The following is a 16663-nucleotide window of genomic DNA, read 5'->3' as shown; positions in this document are numbered from 1 at the left end:
GGGGTGACCTGCTGAGCCGGCGGCCGTGCGCGGCTTCGACCGCCGTAGCCACCCCCACCCCTGCCCCTCCCCCATCGAGGGGGAGGGGTTGTGCTCGTGCGGCAAGCGATCATACGATCGTTTAAAATCGCTTCAGGGAGATCCGCATGCCCGCCTTCGAGACCCTGCTTTACGCCGTCGAGGACGGGATCGCGACGATCACCCTGAACCGGCCGGAGAAGCTGAACGCCTTCACCGCCCGGATGATGAAGGAACTGATCGAGGTCTTCGACATCACCGACGCCGACGACGCGGTGAAGGTGGTGATCGTCACCGGCGCGGGCCGGGCCTTCTGCGCCGGGGCCGACCTGTCGAGCGGCGGGGCCACCTTCGACCGCACCTCGCCTCAGGCCCTGGAGCGCGAGGAGGGCAAGGTCGGCGACGTCTATCGCGACGGCGGCGGCCGGGTGACCCTGCGGATCTATGACAGCCTCAAGCCGGTGATCGCCGCCGTGAACGGCGCGGCCGTGGGCGTGGGGGCGACCATGCAGCTGGCGATGGACATCCGCCTGGCCAGCGAAGACGCCAAGTTCGGCTTCGTGTTCGCGCGGCGGGGCATCACGCCGGAGGCCTGTTCGTCGTGGTTCCTGCCGCGGCTGGTCGGCCTGCAGACGGCGCTGGAGTGGTGCTACACCGGCCGAGTGTTCCCCGCGAGCGAGGCCAAGGAGCGCGGCTTCGTGCGCTCGCTGCACGCGCCCGAGGACCTGCTGTCGGCGGCCAGGGCGCTGGCCCGCGAGATCGCCGACAATACCGCGCCGGTCTCGGTGGCCCTGACCCGCCAGCTGCTGTGGCGCATGGCCGGGGCCGACCATCCGATGGAGGCCCACAAGGCCGACAGCCGGGCGATCCAGTCGCGCGGCGCCTCGGGCGACGCCAAGGAGGGGGTGACCTCGTTCCTGGAGAAGCGCCCGCCGGCCTATCCCAACCGCGTCTCGACCGACCTGCCCAACATCTGGCCGGAATGGGAGCCGCGACAATTTCGCTGAGGCCCTGGCGGAGCAGGGCCGTACGCCGCACATTCTCCTGGCGGGAGAATCCTTGGCGCTAATTCGAAATAAGGACGTTTCCCGTCTAGTTTCGAATCCGGCGATGGGGGCTTCGCCGCCAGGAAGATCATGACCGACCCGATTTCGCCCTTCGCCAAGCCGATCGCCGTTCCGCCCAAGTCGCGCGCCGCGCTGCTCAAGCGGCTGGCCGACGTGGTCTGCCTGCCGGCCAGCCGGATCAACAATTTCGAGCGCGCCATGTGCGCCGACCTGCTGGTCGAGATGCTGCGCGAGGCGGTGGTCGAGGAGCGCGAGAAGGTCGCCCGGCGCCTGGCTACGCTGAGCGACATGCCCGGCTCCCTGGTGCGCCTGCTGCTGCGCGACGAGGTGATGGTGGCCCGGGCGCTGCTGGAGAACTCGCCCAACCTGTCGGACGCCGACCTGATCGACTGCCTTTATCACGCCAGCCAGGAGCACCGCCGGCTGATCGCCATCCGCCGCGGCGTGGGCGAGGTGGTGGCCGACGCCCTGGTCGACATGGGCGAGATCCCGGTGGTCGAGGCCCTGCTGCGCAACGACCTGGCCCGCTTCAGCCACCAGGGCGTCGAGAACGTCGTGGCCATGACGCGCGACAATCCGGGCCTGATCGCCCTGCTGCTCAAGCGCGCCGAACTGCGACCCAGCCATGCCTATGTGATGTTCTGGTGGGCCGACGCCGAGGCGCGGCGCACGATCCTCCAGCGCTTCGCCGTCTCGCGCGAAATCCTGCAGGACGCCGTCGGCGACGTCTTCGCCGTGGCCTCGGAGGAGGGCTGGCAGGACCCGCTGTCGAGAAAGGCGCTGCAGTTCATCGAGCGCCGGCAACGCAATCGGGCGGCCATCGCCAAGAGCCCGTTCGACAGCCTGGAGGACGCCGTCGCCGCGGCTCAGACCGGCCTGACCCGCGAGACGGCCGAGGAGATCTCGTACCTGGCCGGTCTCAAGCCGATGACCGGCGCCAAGATCTTCACCGATCCGGGCGGCGAGCCGATCGCCATCCTGTGCAAGGCCACCGGCCTGCCGCGCGCGGCGGTGCGGGCCCTGTGGCGCGGCCTGCGCCGGCCGGAGGCCGACGCCAATGGCGGTCCGTCACCGGGGCTGGAGCGGGTGCTGGGCGTGTTCGACGCCATCGCCGTCGACCGGGCCCAGACGGTGCTGCGCTACTGGAACTGGTCGCTCTCCTCGGCCCTGACCCCGGCCCTGCTGAAGGCCATCCGCGACGGCGACACCGACGCCATCGACGAATATTCGGTGCCCCAGCGGGCGGCGATGCTGGCCCTGTCGCGGGACTTCGGGCGGTAGGAGATTGCCTTCTCCCCTTGTGGGAGAAGGTGGCGGCCGAAGGCCGACGGATGAGGGGTCTCTCAGATGGGAGACGCTCCACCCAGCCTGACCGCCGCACGCGGCTTAGAGTTCTGAGAGACCCCTCACCCGACCTCCCTTCGGGAGGCCACCCTCTCCCGCAAGGGGAGAGGGAACGGGTTTATGGCCCCGCGCTTTCGCTGCGAGTGGATGAAGGGGAGCGGAGCGCCCCGGGCGACGCCCGGAGGTGCTTTGTGTTGTTACCGTTTCGACGAAGCCTAGACGCTCCGCGCGGTCGTTTGGCTGCCGGCTTCCCGGGCGGCGGCGCTCTTAACGCCTTACCAGGACCGCCTTCGAGGTTTCCCTTTCAAGCGGCGGCGAGGAGAGGGGTGCTCTGTAATCCTCGCCCAAGCCGACGGCGGGCGGGCCTGGCCAGCGCCAGGTCCCCGGACGCGACGGATCTTCCCAATCCGCCCCAGTCCCGCTCGATCGCATCCCGCCGCCGCATGGTCGCTGGCCTTGCGCCCCTTCGGTGCGGCGAGACCCAGTGATTATGCGGGTGGTTTGAGCGCGTCTGATCCAGGGCGGTGAGAAAGTTGTAAGGGTTTGGATTGGTTGGGGTTTGGTCTGCGCTCGACGGGGATCCAGCTTCGTCTGTCCCCTTCAGCACCCCTCCTCCGTAAAATCCCCGCGAAAGCGGGGACCCAGGCTTTTTCTGAAACGTGGGCGCTCGACGATAAAACAACTGGGTCCCCGCTTTCGCGGGGGTTTTACGGAGGAAGGGGGCGTTTCCCTGTTTTGCAGGCCGCCCTGTCAGGCAAGGGGCGGCGCCCCTCCTTGAGAAAGCGACGCAGTACTAGTCCGCTCGGTCAAGTTGGCTGAACGTGTTCAGTCAATAGTACGGAAAATGCAAATTTCAACTCACGACCTTGAGTTGTCGTTCGGCTTATGTCGGCTATCCGTCAGTCAATATTCCATGGATTCAGCTATTGCCCAGTTTTACTGGCAAGCTTATCCATATGTGGACTTCGCGCGTGAGGCGGCGCGCGTCGAATAAAAGAAAACAGAGAGAACGGGAGAGCGCCATGGAAGAAGACATCCCCTTGGTCGAACTGACCGCGAGCATCGTCGCCGCCTTTGTGGGCGGCAACGCGGTGCCGACGGCCGAGATGCCGGCCCTGATCCGCAGCGTGCACGCGGCCCTGTCGGCGGTCGGCGCGCCGGAGGCGGCCGCGCCAGAGCCGAAGGAGCCGGCGGTGCCGGTGCGGCGCTCGGTGACGCCCGACTACATCGTCTGCCTGGAGGACGGCCGGCGCTTCAAGTCGCTGAAGCGGCACCTGCGCACGCAGTACGACCTGAGCCCCGAGGACTACCGTGAGAAGTGGGGCCTGCCGTCGGACTATCCGATGGTTGCGCCCAACTACGCCAAGGCGCGTTCGGAGCTGGCCCGGCAGATGGGCCTGGGTCAGACCGGGCGGGGGACCCGCGGCGCCCGCAAGGGGTGAGTCTGAGCGTTCATTTACCCTAAATCAATCAATTGGTTGTGGTTAAGCTACGCGAAAAATCCAACGCCCGGTCGCTGCTCCAGCGGCCGGGCGTTGTGCTTGCAGATTGACTCGCCAGCAGAATCTTTGTTGGCGAACGCGATTTTTCGCTTCCGCCGATTCGGTGCTTAAGACATAGTGAATGCGCGGTGAATCACCGTGATTCCAAAGACTTGTTAAGGACTCTGAAGATGTCCGCGCAATTGAGCGCATCCGCCACGGCGGCGCGCGCTCATCAGGAAATGTTCGCATACTGGGCGTCCCTGCGCCGTGGGGCGAACCTGCCTGCGCGTGTCGATCTTCAACCTTCCGGCATCAAGCGCCTGCTTCCGACCGTCAGCCTGACCGACGTGGTGCGCGAGCCGCGCGACTATCGTCTGCGCCTGGCCGGCACCGGCCTCTACGGCGTCTATGGCCGCGAGATCACCGGCCGCAAGCTGGACGAGGTCTACAACACCGCCGCCGCCGACTACTGGCGCAAGGAACTGGACAAGGTGGTCGACGAGCGTCGTCCGGGGGTGGGCGTGCACAGCCTGGCCTGGCGCGGCGCGCCGCACGTCTCGATCCTGTGGCTGCGCCTGCCGCTGGCCAGCAACGGCAAGGACGTCGACATGATCCTGGGCTACGACGCCATTGTCGGCGCCCAGGCCGAAGGCTCGTTCAGCGGCATCCGCGCGGCCTAGAAGCGTTTTCCGACGCGGCGCTTGTGGCGCTCGTTGAACACCACCCAGATCATCGACAGCATCAGGCCCAGGATCAGCGCGGGCGCGATGTAGGCCGACAGCGGCGGTTCGCCCCAGTAGCACATGACCGGCGCCAGGCTGTGGCTCTTCATCTTCGCGGTCGCGGCTTCGTTGGCGGCTTCTTCGTCCACGATCGGCTCCAGCTCAGGGCTCGGCGCATCTGAAGGTTCGCGGACGAGCTTGGCAAGCTTGACCTCAAGTTGCGCCCGCCGCTCTGTCGCGCTAGCAATCGAAACGATTGTTTGAATTGCGGTGGATCACATGCCCAGCTTCAAGACCTCGGACGGCCTGTCGATCGCCTATCAGGTCTGGGGCGAGGACGAGACGCGGCCGCCGGTGGTGCTGCATCACGGCTTTTCGGCCAGCGGCCTGATCAACTGGAAGGGGCCGGGCGTCGTCGACGCCCTGGTCGCGGCGGGGCGCAAGGTGGTGGCGATCGACGCGCGCGGCCATGGCGCGTCGGACAAGCCGCATGACCCCGTCTTCTACGGCGAGGCGCGGATGGCGCGCGACGTCTCCGAGCTGATCGACCATCTGGACGTGGCGGCCATCGACCTGGCCGGCTATTCGATGGGGGCGATCGTGTCTCTGATCTGCGCCAGCCAGGAGCCGCGCGTGCGCCGGCTGGTGACCGGCGGGGTGGGCGAGGGCGTGGTCGCCACCGGCGGGGTCGACACCCGCCACGTGCCCAGCGACGCCATCGTCGAGGCGCTGCTGACCGAGGATCCCTCGACCATCCGCCATCCGGCCGCCGTGCCCTTCCGGCTGTTCGCCGACGCCATCGGGGCCGATCGCAAGGCCCTGGCGGCCCAGGCCAGCGTCGTCCACGCCAAGCCGATCGCCCTGGACCGCATCACCGCCCCGACCCTGGTGGTCGTCGGCGACGACGACCCTTTGGCGGTGCGGCCCGAGCGGCTGGCCGAAGCCATTCCCGGCGCGCGGTCGCTGCTGGTCGGCGGCGATCACCGCTCGGCGGTGGCCAATCCGGCCTTCGCCCGGGCGATCGTGGAGTTCTTCGCGGAGTGAGGGTGTAGGGGGAGCGCTATTTTCGCTCTGGCCAGCGGCAAATGGCGATCAGGACCATGCCGCCGATGAGGAAAATCCCTCCCAGGGTCAGCCAAACGCCAAGATCGACCCCGGCCTCCATCGCCCACTGCTCCGACGTCTGACCCCGATCGCCGGCGGCGAAGATCAGCATGCCAAGGCCCGTGCCGAAGAATATGCTCCCGATCCAGAAGCCTATTTTCGGCGTCAGATCCTCCATCGGCCCGGTTCCTTCCAGCCCGAAGGGCCTCAGCCCTCCAGGAACTGCTCCACCTCGCGCTTGCCCGGCATGGACGGGGCGGCGCCTGGCTTCTGCACCGAGAGGGCGGCGGCGGCGTTGGCCTGTTCGACGGCCTCGCGCAGGTCGAGATTGGCCGACAGGCCCGCGGCCAGGGCGCCGCAGAAGCAGTCGCCGGCCCCGACGGTGTCGACCGCCTTGACCTTGCGGCCCTCGACCAGGAAGGCCTCGTCGCGGCGCACGGCGGCGACGCCGGCCGAGCCCAGGGTGACGATGATCGTCTGGTCCGGGCGGCTCATCAGCTTGCGGGCGGCCTTGGAGACCTCTTCCAGCTTGGCCGGCTCGTGGTCGAGGCGGGCGTAGGTGGCCAGCTCGGTCTGGTTCAGGATCAGGATGTCGGTCAGCGGGAACAGGGCCGCGCCCTGGGGCAGGGCGGGGGCGGCGTTCAGCACCCGCAGGCCGCCCTTGGCCGCGCCGGCCTTGAAAAGGGCCTCGATGGCGGCGGCCGGGGTCTCCAGCTGGGCCAGCAGCACGCGCTGGCCCTCCAGCGGGGTGGCGGCCACCTGCTGGGGCGTGATCATCATGTTGGCGCCGCCGGTGACGACGATCATGTTCTCGCCGCTGTTGGACACCCAGACGTGGGCCTGGCCGGTGGGGGCGCCCGACAGCTCGACGACGTCGGCCACCTGCACGCCGTAGCCGGCGAGCTTGGCCTTCAGGCTGGAGCCGCTGTCGTCCTTGCCGACCGCGCCCATCAGGCGGGTGGGGGCGCCCATGCGGGCGGCGGCGACGGCCTGGTTGGCGCCCTTGCCGCCGAGGAACAGCTCCAGCGACAGGCCGGCCACCGTCTCGCCCGGCCGCGGCAGGTCGTCGACCCGCGCCACGGCGTCCAGATTGATCGAGCCCAGTACGAAAACGCCCATCGGTCTTGGTCTTCTGTTCTTGTCGTCAAAGAGTGTCGCGCGTCAGCCGCCGCCGGCGCCGCGCTGGAAGCTTTCCACCAGGCTGCCGCAGACGAGTCGCCAGCCATCCACTAGCACGAAGAAGATCAGCTTGAACGGCAGGCTGACCGTGGCGGGCGGCAGCATCATCATGCCCATGCTCATCAGCACGCTGGCCACCACCAGGTCGATGACCAGGAACGGGATGAACAGCAGGAAGCCGATCTCGAAGGCGCGCTTCAGTTCCGAGATCATGAAGGCCGGGGTGACCACCTTCAGCGGGGTGTCCTGGGCGACCTTGGGCTTCTCGATCTTGGAGAGGCGGATGAACAGGGCCAGATCGTCCTCGTCGACCTGGCGCAGCATGAAGGTCTTCACCGGGCCGCCGGCGGCCTCGAAGGCCTGGGGCAGCTCCATCTGCTTGTCGAGCAGGGGTTTGACGCCGGCGTCGTAGGACTGCTCGAAGGTCGGGCCCATGACGATGGCGGTGAGGAACAGCGCCAGGCTGATGATCACCGGGTTGGGCGGGCTCTGCTGCACGCCGATCGCCGTGCGCAGCAGGCCCAGCACCACGACGATGCGGACGAACGAGGTCGTCATGATGACGATCGACGGGGCCAGCGACAGCACGGTCAGCAGGCCGACCAGCTGGACGACCCGCTCGGTGAGGCCAGCGCCGGTGCCGAGGTTCACGTTGACCGCCGACTGGGCCATGGCGAAGGACGGGCCCAGCGTGGTGGCGAAGGCGGCCAGCACGGCGATGGCCGCGGCGCGGCGCAGGTCCTGCGGGTGGGCGCCGGTGAGGGACTTGAGCAGGCTCATCAGGCCACGGGCTCCGGCTGGGCGGGGGTCTCGGCGGAAGGCGTAGAAGAAAGGGTGGGAGAGGGCGCGAGGGCGCCGGCGGGCGTCCAGTCCAGCAGGCGGCCGTCGCCCAGCAGCACCAGGCGCTCCTCGCCGTCCATGCGGCACAGCACCAGGCGCCGGGCGGGATCGAGCACCAGGGTCTCGACCACCTGCAGGCGGCGCTCGCGGCGCTTGGAAACCAGGCGGTTCAGGGTGTCGGGGCCGAATCGGCGCAGGGCCACGGCGGCCAGGCCGATGAGGCCCAGCGTGACGGCCAGCGCGGCGACGGCGCGGATGAGCAGAAAGACGTCCATGGCGCGCGGACAGGATTCCAAGAAGAGAAAGGGCGCGGCGAGGCGCCGCATCCCTGGTGTGCCCTACGGGTATTAATGCCGAATTAACCCTGTTTCTTCACCATGATCCGCATGGGTCCCGACGACATTCCCCTCTTCGCGATGCTCAAGAGCCGGCTCGGCTATCTGAACGAGCGGCAGAAGGTCGTCGCCCAGAACGTGGCCAACGCCGACACCCCCGGCTACCAGCCGCGGGACCTGAAGGCCTACACCTTCCAGGCCTCGCTCGACGCCCAGGCGACAGGCTCGTCCTATCGCGGCGGCGGCGCGGCGCCGGTCGGCCCGGTGAAGATGCTGGCGACCAGCAGCGGCCACATGGCGCCGGCCACGACCGCCACCCCGTGGCGCTCGCCGACGGGCGCCGACAGCGAGACCACCCTCGACGGCAATTCCGTGAGCCTCGAGGACCAGATGCTCAAGATGACCGATGCGCGCATGAACTATGACGCGGCGGTTTCCTTCTATCAGCGCTCGCTGGCGATGCTCCGCACCGCCTCGCGCAAGCCCAACGGTTGAGGACGCGCTAGATGGCTGAAATTCGATCCCAGTCGACGGCGGCGATGGCCGTGGCGGCCAGCGCGCTGAAGGCCCAGCAGGGCCGCATGCGCATCATCGCCGAGAACATCGCCAACGCCAATTCGACGGCCCGCACGGCCGGCGGCGACCCCTATCGCCGTCAGGTGCCGGTGTTCCGCCCGACCAAGGTCGAGGGCGCCGAGGGCGTCAACATGATCCGCGTCGACGGCGACGAGAGCGCCTTCAAGACCGAGTACGACCCCGGCAACCCGGCCGCCGACGCCAAGGGCTACGTCAAGCTGCCCAACGTCGACACCCTGGTCGAGGCGCTGGACATGAAGGAGGCGCAGCGCGCCTACGAGGCCAACCTCAACGTGATCGAGACCGCGCGCAGCATGCAGTCGCGCACGCTCGACATCCTGAAGAAGTAGGGAGCTAGGGGATGATCACCGCGCTCGCCGCTTCCAAGGCCTATGCCGCCACCGGCTCGACGCCGCTGTCGCTGGGCAAGAGCTCCAGCGAACCCAAGAAGATGGACTTCGGCGACATGCTGAAGTCGGCCATGACCGACACGGTGCAGTCGTCGCGCCAGGCCGAGCACAAGATCGCCCAGCAGGCCGCCGGCAAGGCCGAGATGATCGACGTCGTCACCGCCATCTCCTCGGCCGAAGCCAGCCTGGAGACCGTGATCTCGATCCGCGACCAGGTGATCTCGGCCTATCAAGAGATCATGCGGATGTCGATTTAAGGCCCCTTCTCCCCTTGCGGGAGAAGGTGTCGGCGCAAGCCGACGGATGAGGGGTTTCTCAGACGCAAAACGCCGCGACTGGCCGATCGGCCGTCGCGGCGTTTTTGTTCGTGCGACCCCTCACCCGACCTCCTTCGGAGGCCACCCTCTCCCGCAAGGGGAGAGGGGTCAGGCGAGAGGGCTCTATAGCGGCGGCAGCAATCCCGCCACGTCGATGCCGCGCAGGGCGGCGACGACGCCGGCCCAGACGGCGAGGTTGGCCAGCAGCATCAGGGCGACGGCGACGCGCAGGCGGCGCTGGACGAGCTTGCGGCGCTTGCGGGCCTTGAAACCGGGCATGGATAGGGCCGTGGCCATTGTTCTGCTCCTGATCAGCCCCCCGTTAACCCGTATTAACGCGTCTGATTTGGCTTGGTGCAAGCGGGACGGCTTGTCGCAGCGGCCGCTAGCGCGGAAGGTGAGGGCGTATGAGCCCCGCTCCAGTCCCCGCCATCGTTCTCGAGAAAGTCGGCAAGACGCACGGCGACGCCGTGGCGCTGGAGGCCGTGGACCTGTCGATCGCCAGGGGTCAGTTCGTGGCCCTGGTCGGCGGATCGGGGGCGGGCAAGACCACCCTGCTCAAGACCATCAACGCCCTGGCGACGCCGACGACGGGCGCGGTGCGGGTGGACGGACAGGCGGTCGGCGCCCTGGACGGACCGGTCCTGCGGCGACGGATCGGCTACGTCTTCCAGGAGATCGGCCTCTTTCCGCACATGAGCGTCGCCGAGAACATCGGCGTGGTCCCTGACCTGCTGGGCTGGCCGAAAGCCGAGATCGCCGCGCGGGTGGACGAACTGCTCGACCTGGTGGACCTGCCGCGCGCCGTCGCCGGACGTAGGCCCTCGGCGCTGTCGGGCGGGCAGAGGCAGCGGGTGGGCGTGGCCCGGGCGCTGGCCGGGCGGCCCTCGATCCTGCTGATGGACGAGCCGTTCGGGGCGCTGGATCCGATCACCCGCACCGCCCTGGGCGACGACGTGCGGCGGCTGCACGAGGCCCTGGGGCTGACCACGGTGATGGTCACCCACGACGTGGCCGAGGCCCTGCTGCTGGCCGACCGGGTGGTGGTGGTGGAGCATGGCCGGATCATCGCCGACGCGGCGCCGCGCGACCTGATGGCCGGCCACACCGATCCGCGCGTCGAGGCCCTGATGGCCGCCCCGCGCCGTCAGGCCGAGCGGGTGAGGGCGCTGCTGGATGGCTGAACTGCTCGCGCTTTTGCCGCAACGCCTGGCCTGGCATGCGGCGCTGTCGGCGGCCGCCCTGCTGCTGGGTCTGGCCGTCGCCCTGCCGCTGGGCTTCGCCGCGGCCAAGCGGCCGGGGCTGCGCTGGATCACGCTGGGCGCGGCGAGCCTGGTGCAGACCGTGCCGAGCCTGGCCCTGCTGGCGCTGTTCTATCCGCTGCTGCTGCTGGCCTCGAACCTGGCCAAGGCGACCTTCGGCTTCGGCTTTCCGGCCCTGGGCTTCCTGCCGGCGTGGCTGGCTTTGGCGCTCTACGCCATGCTGCCGATCCTGCGGAACACGGCGGCGGGGCTGTCGGGCGTCGATCCGGCGGTGACCGAGGCCGCCAGGGGCGTTGGCATGACGCCGCGCCAGAGCCTGCTGCGGGTCGAGTTGCCCCTGGCCGCGCCGGTGATCCTGGCCGGCGTGCGGACGGCGGCGGTGTGGACCATCGGCGGGGCGACCCTGGCCACGCCCGTCGGCCAGACCTCGCTGGGCGACTACATCTTCTCAGGGCTGCAGACCGAGGCCTGGGACATGGTGCTGGTCGGCTGCGCGGCCTCGGCGGCGCTGGCTTTGGTGGTCGACCAGCTGCTGGGCCTGGTCGGGCGCGGGATCGAGCAGCGCCGGCCCATGCTGTGGGGCGGGGCGCTGGCGGCCCTCGGTCTGGGTCTCGTCGCGGCGCTGGCGCCGATCGCCGCGCCGGCCCTGACGCCGCGCCCGCCAGCCTATGTGGTCGGGGCCAAGAACTTCTCCGAGCAATATGTGCTGGCCGAACTGATCGCCAGCCGGCTGGAAGGGCAGGGCGCGCGGGTCGAGCGGCGGATCAACCTGGGCTCGGCCGTGGCCTATCGCGCCCTGGCCGCCGGCGAGATCGACGCCTATGTCGACTATACCGGCACCCTGTGGGCCAACGTCCTGCACCGCACCGACAATCCCGGCCGCCAGGCGGTGCTGGACGCCCTGCGCACCGAGCTGAAGCGCCGCGACGGCGTGGTGCTGGCCGCGCCGCTGGGCTTCGAGAACGCCTACGCCTTCGCCATGAAGCGCCAGCAGGCCGAGACCCTGGGCGTGAAGAGCCTGGCCGACCTGGCGGGCAAGGCCCCGGACCTGGTCATGGGCGGCGACCTGGAGTTCTTCTCGCGGCCGGAATGGAAGGCGGTCGAGACGGCCTATGGCCTGCGCTTCAAGGCCCGGCGGCAGTTCCAGCCGACCTTCATGTACCGCGCCCTGGCCTCGGGCGAGGCCGACGTGATCTCGGCCTTCTCCAGCGACGGGCGCATCGCCGCCGACGACCTGGTGGTGCTGGAGGACCCGAAGGGCGCGCTGCCGCCCTATGACGCGGTGCTGCTGGTGTCGCCCAAGCGGGCGGATGATCCGCGCCTGAAGGCGCTGGCGGCGCAGCTGTCGGGCAGCCTGTCGGTGCAGGCCATGCGGCAGGCCAACTACGCCGTCGATCGCGACAGCGACAAGCGCTCGCCGGCCGATGTCGCGCGCGAATTGAGCGACGACATTCCCTGAACACCGTCCGCCCAAGCTTCGTTTGCGACGCTTTTGTGAATGAGGCAGGTTGCGCGCCATGAGCAAGCTTACCTCCACGGCGGCGCTGTCGGCGCTGGCCGGCGCCGCCCTATTCGCCATCCAGCCGGCACAGGCCGCGGACCAGGTGAAGCCCAATCCCAAGCTGGTGGTGGTGATCTCCATCGACCAGTTCAGCGCCAACCTGTTCGAGCAGTGGCGCGGCCAGTGGAAGGGCGGCCTGGGCAAGCTGGGCCGCGAGGGCGTGGTCTATCCCAACGGCTATCAGTCGCACGGCATGACCGAGACCTGCCCGGGCCACTCCAGCCTGCTCACCGGCGCCTATCCCAACCGCACGGGCATCGTCGGCAACAACTGGTACGACCCCGAGACCGGCAAGAAGTCGTACTGCCTGCTCGACACCTCGGTGACCCTGGCCGCGCCGTCCGACCAGGACCCGGTCAGCGACAAGAACCTGATGGTCGGCACCTATGGCGACTGGCTGAAGGCGGTGTCGCCCGCCAGCCGCGTCTACGGCGTTTCGGGCAAGGATCGCGGCGCGATCACCATGGCCGGCCACAAGGCCGACGGCGCGTTCTGGTACCAGGCCGGCTACGGCTTCAACACCTTCGTGCGTCCCGGCGAGGACGCGGCGACCAAGCTTGCGCCCGTGGCGGCGATCAACGCGCGCCTGGCCGCCGAGCAGAAGAAGAAGCCCTTCGTCTGGACCTACGAGAACAAGGCCTGCGCCGCGCTCGAAAAGACCTGGACCACGGGCGACCGCACCTGGGACGCCAAGCTGCCGCGGCCGCTGCCGACCAACGAGGCCGAGACCCTGCGCGACCTAGCCGCCAGCCCCTATACCGACGCCGTGACCCTGGAGGCCGCCGCCGCCCTGCGCGACGAGTTCGGCCTGGGCGACGGCCCGCAGGTCGATGTGCTGACCGTCAGCCTGTCGGCCACCGACTTCATCGGCCACCGCTACGGCACGCGCGGTCCGGAGATGTGCGATCACCTCAGCCGCCTGGACGCGCGCCTGGACACCTTCCTCAAGCGCATCGAGAAGGCCAAGGGCGAGGTGCTGGTGGTGCTGAGCGCCGACCACGGCGGTTCGGACTTCCCCGAGCGCCTGCACGACGAGGGCTACGACGTCAGCCGCATCGCCACCTCGGCCTGGCTGAAGGGGCTGAACGCCCAACTGCGCACCGATCTGGCGCTGGACTACGACCCGGTGATCGCGCCGGGCGGCATCGACACCCTGGTGATCGTCGGCGCCGACAAGAAGGTGCTGCCGGCCACGGAACGCGCCCGCGTCGCCTCGGCGGCCCTGGCCCTGGTGCGCGGCCGCCCCGAGGTGGCCGAGGCCTATGAGATCAACGACCTGCTGACCACGCCGCCGGTCGCCAAGGGCACGCCGCCGGACACGATCAGCGTCAAGGAGCGCCTGCGCCGCAGCGCCTGGCCGGGCCGTTCGGGCGACATCCTGGTGGCCTTCAAGCCGAACCTGGTGCCGGCCACGGCGGCGGCGACCTATGTCGCCACCCACGGCACGCCCTGGGACTATGACCGTCGCGTGCCGATCCTGTTCTGGTGGAAGAGCGCGCAGGCCCGCGAGCGCATCCTGCCGATCGAGACGGTCGACATCGCCCCGACCATCGCGGCGGTGACCGGCGTGCCGGTTCCGACCCCGATCGACGGCCGCTGCCGTCCGCTGGGCGCGGGTCACGATTGCTAAGTAACCGAGCCCTCTCCCCTTGCGGGAGAGGGTGGCCTCCCGGAGGGAGGTCGGGTGAGGGGTCTCTCAGAAATCGAAGCCGCGTGCAGCGGCTAAGCCGGGTGGGGCGTCTCATGTCTGAGAGACCCCTCATCCGACGGCCTTCGGCCGCCACCTTCTCCCGCAAGGGGAGAAGGGCGTTTCAAGAGCCTCAGCGAAGCAGGGCGAAGCCCAGCACGTCGGCGCCGATGAAGGCGATGATGGCCCAGCCTATGGCCAGGCCGACGAACGGGTGGCGCTGCCACCAGCGCAGCTTGATCTCAGAATGCATGACAGTTCCCCAACTGATGGATGCATTCTGTACGCGATCGGATAGTTTCGCCAGCAACTATCGGGCGGCGCCGTTAAGTAAACCCGTGTGGCGGGATGTCGCAGGCCCTGGATTTCAGCACTTGAGCGCGCGCCCGGGCGGATCACCCGCCTACGCCTAACCCTGGCGCGCTCTGGGGCAACCTCGCAGCGACCATGCGCCGCGCCCGGCTTACGATCGGACGGGGCGTCGTGTTAACAGTCCCTAACTCCCTGTTAACCATGTCGAGCCCATGGTGCGGGCCGTACCAAAACCGTCCAGAGCGCCCGCAGAAAGCCCGTTCATGACCGGAGCCGAAGTCCTCGACGTGGGTCGCGACGCGATCTGGCTGACTTTGCAGCTTTGCGCGCCGGTGCTGATCGTCGGCCTGGTGGTCGGGGTGGCCATCGGTCTTTTCCAGGCCCTGACCCAGATCCAGGAACAGACCCTGGTCTATGCGCCCAAGATCGTCGCCATCTTCATCGCGCTGCTGCTGTGCCTGCCGCTGATGGGAGCCCTGATGTCGGGCTTCATGCGCCAGATCGCCGCCCGCATCGCGGCGATGTAGGGAAGGGCGGGGCGTGGACAGCTTCGCGACGACCGCTCAGGTCTATGTCGCCGGTCTGGTCTTCGCCCGGATCGGGGCCATGCTCATGCTGATGCCGGGCATCGGCGAGACGGCCGTGTCGCCGCGCATCCGTCTGGCCCTGGCCCTGCTGATCGCCCTGGTCATCACCCCGACGGTCGCCAAGGGCGTCGGCCCGCTGCCGACCACGGTGGGCGGCCTCGCCGGCCAGCTGATCCACGAGATCCTGATCGGCCTGATGATCGGCGCGGTGCTGAAGATGTTCATGAGCGCCATGACCACGGCGGGCGAGATCATCTCGATGCAGACCACGCTGTCGTTCGCCCAGACCACCAACCCGATGGGCGTGCAGTCGAGCACGGCCGTGGCCACCTTCCTGTCGATGCTGAGCCTGACCCTGATCATGGCCACCGACCTGCATCACCTGTTCATCGCCGCGATGGCGCGGTCCTACGACCTCTTCCCGTTCACCAAGAGCGTGCCGGTCAACGACGCCGCCGCCCTCGCCGTGCGCACCGTGGCCCAGAGCTTCACCCTGGGCGTGCAGCTGGCCGCCCCGGTGATCGTGTTCTCGATCGTCTTCAACCTGGCGACGGGTCTGGTCGGGCGGGTCATGCCGCAGTTCCAGATCTTCTTCGTCACTTCGCCGCTCAGCGTGATCCTGGGTCTTTCGTTGCTCGCCCTTTCGTTGGGCGGCATCGCCATGGTGTGGAGCGATCGCTACCGCGATCTGCTCAACGTCTTCAGTTAGGAGGGCGCCGTGGCTGACGACACAGACGACGCCTCGAAGACAGAAGAACCGACACAGAAGAAACTTTCGGACGCCCGGAAGAAGGGCGACGTTCCCAAAAGTCCCGACTTCTCGCAGCTGGCCTCGCTGGCCGGCGCGTTCGGCGTCGTGGTCATCGCCGGCGGCTGGCTGGCGCGCGACCTGGTTTCGGCCCTGGTGCCGTTCATCGCCCACGCCGGCCAGATGGACGTCGAGGGCGGGGCCAATCTGATCGCCAAGAAGGTGGTGATGGCGGCCCTGCCGCCGCTGATCCTGGTGATGCTGGTCTCGGGCTTCATGGGGGCCGCGGCCAACATCGCCCAGTCGGGCTTCCTGTTCTCGGCTGAGAAGATGAAGCCGGACTTCGCCAAGCTGAACCCGCTGAAGGGCCTGGGCCGCATCTTCGGGCCGGACGGCCTGATGCAGTTCGCCAAGTCGGCCGTGAAGTTCATCGTCACCGGCATCATCGCCTGGTTCGTGCTCAAGCCCGACGCCAAGGAGGTGATCGGCCTGGTCGGCATGGACCCGGCGGCCATGCTCCCGCTGGCCATCGACCTCTGCAAGAAGCTGTTCTGGTCGGTGCTGATCTTCCTGCTGGTCACCGCCGGCTTCGACTGGTTCTGGCAGCGCATGCGCTTCAACAAGCGCATGCGCATGACCCTTCACGAGGTGAAGGAAGAGCACAAGCAGTCGGATGGCGACCCGCACATCAAGGCCAAGCGCCGGCAGATCCAGATGCAGCGCTCGCGGCAGCGGATGATGCAGGCCGTGCCCAAGGCGACCGTCGTCGTCATGAACCCGACCCACTACGCCGTGGCGCTGAAGTACGAGCAGGGCGAGACCCCGGCCCCGATCTGCGTGGCCAAGGGCGTCGACGAGCTGGCCCTGAAGATCCGCGCCCTGGCCGAGGAGTCCGGCGTGCACGTGCTGGAGGATCCGCCCCTGGCCCGCGCCCTCTACGCCGCCGTCGAGATCGATCAGCAGATCCCGGCCGAGCATTTCGAGGCCGTCGCCAAGGTCATCGGCTTCGTGATGAGCAACAAGAAGGCCAAGCGGCGCGCCTGGGCCGACTGATGGCCCGCCTGACCCTCCGGGCGCTTGTCCGGGATCATCGGGACATCACATTTCCGC

General features: G+C 68.6%; 20 protein-coding genes. 14 read left to right on the top strand and 6 right to left on the bottom strand.

Annotated elements, in window-relative coordinates:
* The first annotated feature begins 140 nt into the window (after window positions 1-140).
* The 4 genes from AC07NG_RS20345 (at window position 141) to mopJ (ending at window position 4593) form a co-directional block, all read left to right on the top strand.
* Window positions 141-1025: a crotonase/enoyl-CoA hydratase family protein gene (locus AC07NG_RS20345; RefSeq protein ID WP_494595997.1), complete on the top strand. Its 885-nt coding sequence runs from the start codon at window positions 141-143 to the stop codon at window positions 1023-1025.
* Between the two features lie 129 nt (window positions 1026-1154).
* Window positions 1155-2366, top strand: a complete 1212-nt coding sequence (locus AC07NG_RS20340) for a DUF2336 domain-containing protein (protein WP_492855053.1) — start codon at window positions 1155-1157, stop codon at window positions 2364-2366.
* 1085 nt (window positions 2367-3451) lie between these two features.
* The gene (locus tag AC07NG_RS20335) at window positions 3452-3871 is read left to right on the top strand and encodes a Ros/MucR family transcriptional regulator (RefSeq protein WP_110120882.1); all 420 of its coding nucleotides are present in this window, start codon (window positions 3452-3454) and stop codon (window positions 3869-3871) included.
* A 224-nt stretch (window positions 3872-4095) separates the two neighbouring features.
* On the top strand, window positions 4096-4593 hold the full coding sequence (mopJ, locus tag AC07NG_RS20330; RefSeq protein ID WP_487287933.1) for a motility/cell cycle regulatory protein MopJ: 498 nt from the start codon (window positions 4096-4098) through the stop codon (window positions 4591-4593).
* Here the strand turns inward: mopJ and AC07NG_RS20325 are convergent.
* The gene (locus tag AC07NG_RS20325; protein ID WP_494595969.1) at window positions 4590-4784 is read right to left on the bottom strand and encodes a hypothetical protein; all 195 of its coding nucleotides are present in this window, start codon (window positions 4782-4784) and stop codon (window positions 4590-4592) included. The genes mopJ and AC07NG_RS20325 overlap by 4 nt on opposite strands.
* 130 nt (window positions 4785-4914) lie before the next feature.
* On the opposite strand from AC07NG_RS20325, the gene AC07NG_RS20320 reads away from it, so the two are divergent.
* Complete coding sequence (locus tag AC07NG_RS20320; protein WP_494595967.1) at window positions 4915-5679, top strand: alpha/beta fold hydrolase; 765 nt, start codon at window positions 4915-4917, stop codon at window positions 5677-5679.
* 16 nt (window positions 5680-5695) lie between these two features.
* On the opposite strand, the gene AC07NG_RS20315 is transcribed toward AC07NG_RS20320, so the two are convergent.
* From AC07NG_RS20315 to AC07NG_RS20300, 4 genes are read right to left on the bottom strand one after another with little or no spacing between them, the layout of a single operon-like run.
* Window positions 5696-5917, bottom strand: coding sequence for a hypothetical protein (locus tag AC07NG_RS20315; protein WP_492855050.1), 222 nt, complete (start codon window positions 5915-5917; stop codon window positions 5696-5698).
* Window positions 5918-5946: 29 nt separating this feature from the next.
* Complete coding sequence (locus AC07NG_RS20310; RefSeq protein WP_487287681.1) at window positions 5947-6858, bottom strand: ribokinase; 912 nt, start codon at window positions 6856-6858, stop codon at window positions 5947-5949.
* 42 nt (window positions 6859-6900) lie between these two features.
* Entirely contained in the window at window positions 6901-7698 is a 798-nt protein-coding gene (fliP, locus tag AC07NG_RS20305; protein ID WP_492855049.1) for a flagellar type III secretion system pore protein FliP, read from the bottom strand.
* Entirely contained in the window at window positions 7698-8033 is a 336-nt protein-coding gene (locus AC07NG_RS20300) for a flagellar biosynthetic protein FliO (RefSeq protein ID WP_494595964.1), read from the bottom strand. Before AC07NG_RS20300 ends, fliP begins: the two co-directional genes overlap by 1 nt.
* 111 nt (window positions 8034-8144) lie before the next feature.
* Between AC07NG_RS20300 and flgB the strand changes: the two genes are divergently transcribed.
* Genes flgB through fliE form a run of 3 tightly spaced genes read left to right on the top strand, consistent with a single transcriptional unit; the run spans window position 8145 to window position 9336 of the window.
* Window positions 8145-8588, top strand: coding sequence for a flagellar basal body rod protein FlgB (flgB, locus tag AC07NG_RS20295; RefSeq protein WP_110120883.1), 444 nt, complete (start codon window positions 8145-8147; stop codon window positions 8586-8588).
* Between the two features lie 11 nt (window positions 8589-8599).
* Window positions 8600-9019 carry a flagellar basal body rod protein FlgC gene (gene flgC / locus AC07NG_RS20290; protein WP_110120876.1) on the top strand — a complete coding sequence of 140 codons (420 nt, stop codon included), beginning with the start codon at window positions 8600-8602 and terminating at the stop codon, window positions 9017-9019.
* A gap of 11 nt (window positions 9020-9030) precedes the next feature.
* On the top strand, window positions 9031-9336 hold the full coding sequence (gene fliE / locus AC07NG_RS20285; RefSeq protein ID WP_110120875.1) for a flagellar hook-basal body complex protein FliE: 306 nt from the start codon (window positions 9031-9033) through the stop codon (window positions 9334-9336).
* A 183-nt stretch (window positions 9337-9519) separates the two neighbouring features.
* On the opposite strand, the gene AC07NG_RS20280 is transcribed toward fliE, so the two are convergent.
* Window positions 9520-9693: a hypothetical protein gene (locus AC07NG_RS20280; protein ID WP_494595961.1), complete on the bottom strand. Its 174-nt coding sequence runs from the start codon at window positions 9691-9693 to the stop codon at window positions 9520-9522.
* Between the two features lie 110 nt (window positions 9694-9803).
* Between AC07NG_RS20280 and AC07NG_RS20275 the strand changes: the two genes are divergently transcribed.
* The 6 genes from AC07NG_RS20275 to flhB all read left to right on the top strand — a co-directional run bounded on the left by AC07NG_RS20275 (window position 9804) and on the right by flhB (window position 16606).
* Entirely contained in the window at window positions 9804-10580 is a 777-nt protein-coding gene (locus AC07NG_RS20275) for an ATP-binding cassette domain-containing protein (RefSeq protein ID WP_494595959.1), read from the top strand.
* Window positions 10573-12117 carry a glycine betaine ABC transporter substrate-binding protein gene (locus AC07NG_RS20270; RefSeq protein ID WP_494595957.1) on the top strand — a complete coding sequence of 515 codons (1545 nt, stop codon included), beginning with the start codon at window positions 10573-10575 and terminating at the stop codon, window positions 12115-12117. The genes AC07NG_RS20275 and AC07NG_RS20270 overlap by 8 nt, the downstream gene beginning before the upstream one ends.
* A 58-nt stretch (window positions 12118-12175) precedes the next feature.
* The gene (locus AC07NG_RS20265) at window positions 12176-13849 is read left to right on the top strand and encodes an alkaline phosphatase family protein (protein ID WP_494595955.1); all 1674 of its coding nucleotides are present in this window, start codon (window positions 12176-12178) and stop codon (window positions 13847-13849) included.
* Between the two features lie 632 nt (window positions 13850-14481).
* Complete coding sequence (gene fliQ / locus AC07NG_RS20260) at window positions 14482-14745, top strand: flagellar biosynthesis protein FliQ (protein ID WP_110120873.1); 264 nt, start codon at window positions 14482-14484, stop codon at window positions 14743-14745.
* A gap of 13 nt (window positions 14746-14758) precedes the next feature.
* Complete coding sequence (gene fliR, locus AC07NG_RS20255; protein ID WP_110120872.1) at window positions 14759-15514, top strand: flagellar biosynthetic protein FliR; 756 nt, start codon at window positions 14759-14761, stop codon at window positions 15512-15514.
* 9 nt (window positions 15515-15523) lie between these two features.
* Window positions 15524-16606 carry a flagellar biosynthesis protein FlhB gene (gene flhB, locus AC07NG_RS20250; protein ID WP_110120871.1) on the top strand — a complete coding sequence of 361 codons (1083 nt, stop codon included), beginning with the start codon at window positions 15524-15526 and terminating at the stop codon, window positions 16604-16606.
* Window positions 16607-16663 lie beyond the last annotated feature (57 nt).

Source organism: Caulobacter sp. GW821-FHT10C03 (assembly GCF_059415485.1).
The sequence above is the reverse complement of the archived record's forward strand: the minus strand, read 5'-3'. Positions and strand labels throughout refer to the sequence as shown.